Annotated in this window: 7 protein-coding genes; 2 read left to right on the top strand and 5 right to left on the bottom strand. The window is 30.6% G+C overall.

The window, feature by feature from the left end; all coding sequences use genetic code 11:
* Positions 1 to 19: 19 nt before the first annotated feature.
* From QVO42_RS10350 to QVO42_RS10335, 4 genes are read right to left on the bottom strand one after another with little or no spacing between them, the layout of a single operon-like run.
* Complete coding sequence (locus tag QVO42_RS10350; protein ID WP_022426029.1) at positions 20 to 421, bottom strand: ATP-binding cassette domain-containing protein; 402 nt, start codon at positions 419 to 421, stop codon at positions 20 to 22.
* A 9-nt stretch (positions 422 to 430) separates the two neighbouring features.
* Complete coding sequence (locus tag QVO42_RS10345) at positions 431 to 1,045, bottom strand: ABC transporter permease (protein ID WP_022426028.1); 615 nt, start codon at positions 1,043 to 1,045, stop codon at positions 431 to 433.
* Positions 1,042 to 1,608 carry an ABC transporter permease gene (locus QVO42_RS10340; protein ID WP_022426027.1) on the bottom strand — a complete coding sequence of 189 codons (567 nt, stop codon included), beginning with the start codon at positions 1,606 to 1,608 and terminating at the stop codon, positions 1,042 to 1,044. The genes QVO42_RS10345 and QVO42_RS10340 overlap by 4 nt, the downstream gene beginning before the upstream one ends.
* The gene (locus tag QVO42_RS10335) at positions 1,601 to 2,233 is read right to left on the bottom strand and encodes an antioxidant AhpC/TSA family (protein ID WP_022426026.1); all 633 of its coding nucleotides are present in this window, start codon (positions 2,231 to 2,233) and stop codon (positions 1,601 to 1,603) included. The genes QVO42_RS10340 and QVO42_RS10335 overlap by 8 nt, the downstream gene beginning before the upstream one ends.
* Positions 2,234 to 2,796: 563 nt before the next feature.
* Here QVO42_RS10335 and QVO42_RS10550 point away from each other — a divergent pair.
* Together QVO42_RS10550 and QVO42_RS10325 are read left to right on the top strand one after the other, a co-directional pair.
* The gene (locus tag QVO42_RS10550) at positions 2,797 to 3,057 is read left to right on the top strand and encodes a hypothetical protein (RefSeq protein ID WP_502685371.1); all 261 of its coding nucleotides are present in this window, start codon (positions 2,797 to 2,799) and stop codon (positions 3,055 to 3,057) included.
* 233 nt (positions 3,058 to 3,290) lie between these two features.
* On the top strand, positions 3,291 to 3,548 hold the full coding sequence (locus tag QVO42_RS10325) for a type II toxin-antitoxin system Phd/YefM family antitoxin (RefSeq protein WP_022426025.1): 258 nt from the start codon (positions 3,291 to 3,293) through the stop codon (positions 3,546 to 3,548).
* A gap of 197 nt (positions 3,549 to 3,745) precedes the next feature.
* On the opposite strand, the gene QVO42_RS10320 is transcribed toward QVO42_RS10325, so the two are convergent.
* On the bottom strand, positions 3,746 to 4,639 hold an 894-nt coding region (locus tag QVO42_RS10320), incomplete at its 5' end, for an ATP-binding protein (RefSeq protein WP_288164382.1).

Raw genomic sequence — 4,639 nt, 5'->3', positions numbered from 1 at the left:
CCTTGATAGCTGTCAATTCTTAACTTAATGACATTGTCATGACGTTTCTTTTTATTTGATCTTGATTTAATCCAAGTTCTAATAACAATGATGGTGATGCCTTCTTATTCACCAATCTCACATTTTCCAGAGGTGTTAAATAGTCTATGAGATTATAGTTTTGAAACACCAAAGAAATATGATTTCTTCTATGATAACTATAACCTTTCTTTTTAATATCTTCATTTTCAAAATAAATATTTCCCTCCTGAGGTTCATCTAAACCCGCAAGCAAAGAAAGCAGCGTTGACTTTCCAACACCAGAAGAACCGATAATCGCATAAAACTGACCTAATTCAAAAGTTTGATTGACATCTAATAATATATTTTCTCTTGAATTCTTATATCTATAGCTTAATTCTGATATTTCTAATACACTCATTATAATCTCCTAACTCATTTCTGATAAAATCTCTTTTGGTTTTTTAGTCAAGAACATTCCACAAGCTATGACAACTGACAACAATATAACAGTGACTAAAATTCCATAACTTGCTAAAAATGCAGATAATTCTTGCTCTATTCCATTTGTAACAAGCAAAGAATATTCATGTTTTAATAATTCATTAATGATGAATTTAAATAATACATTACCTACAGCAATGGATAAAATAACTGCAGGTAATGAAATCAAAAGAAGTTCAATAATAAACTGACCTAAGATTTCTATTTTACTTATTCCTATTGATAATAAAATACCTATTTCATGGATTCTTTCTCTTAACCATAAAATTAAAATAAGAGAAAGAACAACTATAGCAACCACAATAAAACTATATACTATTAACTTGATAATGTATTGTATATAATTAATTGCTTCTAAGGTTTCCTTATATGTTTGACGATCTTCTTCAATATCATAATCTATATATTTCTGTCGAAGATGATTCATAGTCATTTGAGCTTCTTGTGAACTATTAAAAAACATAATCATTTGATTCACATTCTTTGTATGTAATGATCGATAATCAATAAAAATCATATTTTCACTAAAATCCGAAGTCATCTAGTATATGCTTCTTGTTTTTTGCCCGAAAAAATACCTATAATTTTATATCGATGATTATTCTGTAATGTTATATAATTTCCTATTTTTAAATGATTCTTTTTTGCTAATTGTTCATGAATCATCACTTTATTTAAATCCCTTTTTTTGAGGTGTCTTCCTTTTTCTAATATAAAATTACCACTTTTGAATAAAGCATGGTTTTCTGTTTGATTTATCGCCTGATATGATAAAACATTCTGGTACTCTTCAGGTAAATCATCTCTTTTTATTGACTGCATTGCTTCAATGACTTTTATTTGTTTGGGTTTTATTATTCCATTGTATTGCAAAATATAATTCTTGGTTTCTTTAAAGGCCTTATGATCAAAGGATGATTGATCTTTTTTTGAAATTGATAAAGAAGTCTGCGCAGTTCTAGATATTGAGTTCTTTAAGTGTGTTGTGGATTTAATAACATTTAAAGATACATATAAGCTAGAAAAAATAACTGTAACAATAATCAAAATAATAAGAGACCTTTTTTTCTTTCTTGTTATATAATAAATAGCACGATTACTCATCAAAAACCTCTGTATTGTCTAAATCTTTCTTTTCTTTTAAAACAAAGCCATTTTCTGTTTCTTTTAATCGATCAATTATTTCTATGTTTGATTTCATTAATTCCTTTAGAAAATCCTCAGTCTGGTAACTTATGTAATATTCATATTGTTTATCATCAGCAGTGCCTATTTTTTTATGATATTTGCATTTAGTCAAATCAGTTAGTTCCTCTTGAGACATTCCTTTTAGATACATACCAATAGTACCTTCTCTCTTAAGACTATTTTCCCATTTTATATACTCCTTAGTATCTTCAACAACAATGTTCTTTTGCGTATTTGATACTGTATTAAATGAGAAAAAAGCATATCTTAAATCTTGATTTAACGCATTTTGTGCATCAAGCATCACAAGACTTTTTTGATTCATAGCAGTCTTAATATTTTGAGATAACTTAAATTTAAGACCTAAATATTCATAAACATATTCCTCTTTAGAATCTATTGCCTCATCAATAGGCTTAAACGATGTTTTGTTCCTAATTAAAACTGAACTTGTGAATGCATTTGTTTTATTTTGACATCCTATAAGCGCAGTACAGAAACACAACACTCCAAATACCATTACTTTTTTTATTTGTTTCATTTTTATCATCTCCTTTATTTCATCCTACTAATCATTTATGAAACATCTATGAAATATCTAAAAAAAGCAAGCGACTAAATATACTTTAGATTTACTCAAGCAAAAAAGCCGGAATGTGAACTCCGGACATTGCCTTTGGACAGTTTCTGTGTAAATATTTATGTCATTGTCTTCTATTTTAAAAGTAAGCTGTCATTTCTAGATAAGAGTCTTAGGGATTCTCAATTTGAATTTTCCAAAATAGTCCTCAATACTATCTGGTTCATCAATCTTAATACCTTCTTCTAATGCCTCTTCAATCCATACTTTCTTTGCATCATTTGCGTATCTCCTATAGAGAAGAGATATCTTACTGATGATGGCAAATCGTTAGGCGCTATCAACGAGATGATGACAGAAGTGAGTTTAATGATACCGACAACAATATCGTTATGGTATATTTGCTGGATAAGATAACCTATAGCAACACTTTTCTTAAATTGAACATAATGATTTTATTATTTATGCGAGCAGTTAGTCTATAAGATTGACTGCTTTTCTTATACCCGAAGAAAGGAGTTTTAATGAAAGTATGGATAGAATCTAAAGGTAACAGGATTCGTGCCAGTGATAAATCGCTGGTCTATTATTTCTGTATCGGCTGGCTGTTGCTCCTGTTTGTTGCGGTGTTCCTGCTACTGAATCTGCGACAGCTCCTTGTCACAGACTGGACAGATTTTAACCTGCTCCATATCGGAATTACTTGGACTGCCTACAATTCCATTACGGTTCTGATAGCGACTGGTGTTTGTGCATTGGTCGCTTTTCTCTACTACCGTTACTGATATGACCGTATCAAGCGGTTGTTACACCGACAAAAGCTGGCTCGTATGATGCTGGAAAATAAGTTGTATGAAGCCGATACCATACAAGACAGCGTTTTTTTTACTGACCTGCAAAGCAGATCAAGGGAAAAATTCGTCTGGTTGTGTCTTTTTTTTAATCGTAATAATTCTCAGTCACTTACACCGTGGCTAAATATAGATTATAATATAGCCACAAGAAAGGAGCTGATTGTATGAAGATTATTCCAATGCATGATTTGAAAAATACAGCTGAAGTAGAACGTCTTTGTGCAGAAGAAAACGGTCCTGTATTCGTAACCAAGAATGGATATGGCAGATTGGTTATTATGAATATCGAGTATTATGAAAAAACTATGAGAAAGATGGATGAAGCAACAACAATATTAGATGGTTTGAAAGATGTAAAATCTGAAAACACAGTAAAGGGAGATGCTGCAATTTCTAATATAAGGAATAAGTATAGCATCTAAATTTGGTTTATTCTTTATTGGTTATGATATCAGTGCTTTTGTAGAGCCTAAGATTTCACAAGCCACTTCGATACCACTTAATCTTATATAATGGATTATATCAGTACAGCTACTCTGTGATTGTATTGATACTTGTCGCTAAGAAGTTACAAAAAAGCATGAATTAACTAAAAAACGACACTTGCTGTGTCGTTTTTTCATAGTTCCTTTATTGTTTCTATTGCATAGAGAGGAAGATTAATAAGCCAATCTTCTTTTCTATAATCAGACATAGAAGTACGAACACAAATATCAGGAGAAAACCTTTCACTATATGTTTTAAGACTCTTCGCCCTTAAATTTTCTTCTGCTTTGACTTCTATTGGAATTATCTGATTGTCTCTATCTATCACAAAGTCTATTTCGCAGTTTCCTCTTTCGTTTGTATAATAATATATATTCAAATCTTCTATTGTCTTGAGTTGTTGGCATACATATTGTTCAGTCAGTGCACATTTAAATTCCACAAATAAATTATTACCTTCAATAAGCGTCTTTTGTTTCAAACCAGTCATGCACCCTAAAAGCCCTACATCTAATAAATAAATTTTAAAAGCCTTTAAGTCTTCATATGCCTTTAAAGGTATACCTGCTTGATTTACACGACTAATTTTATGTATTAATCCACAATCAGATAGCCACATAATAGCTGTTTCATATTCTTTAGCGCGTGCTCCTGTGCGAATAAGACCATATATAAATTTCTTATTTTCCTTAGCAAACTGTGATGGAATACTATTCCAAAGCATCCTTATTTTAGGAACAATTTCATTAGGTGCATGTTTAGAAAAATCCTGTTCATAAGCGAATAGAATTTTTTTCTGAATATTTCGTACTTCATTATAATCATTATAATTCGCAAAATATTGTACAGCTTCTGGCATACCACCTACATAATAATACTGCTTCAATGCATCAATATATGTCTGCTTAAAGCTATTTATCATTTGGTAATTCTGTTGATCAAGTAGTTCTACAAATCGTTCTTTACCTGTAGCCATTAAAAACTCTTTAAAATTAAGTGGATAAAGATTCATAAAATCCACTTTCCC

Origin of the sequence: Catenibacterium sp. CAG:290, assembly GCF_000437715.1 — a bacterium.
Lineage (GTDB): Bacteria > Bacillota_I > Bacilli_A > Erysipelotrichales > Coprobacillaceae > Catenibacterium > Catenibacterium mitsuoka_A.
This window is presented reverse-complemented; position numbering and strand designations above follow the sequence as displayed.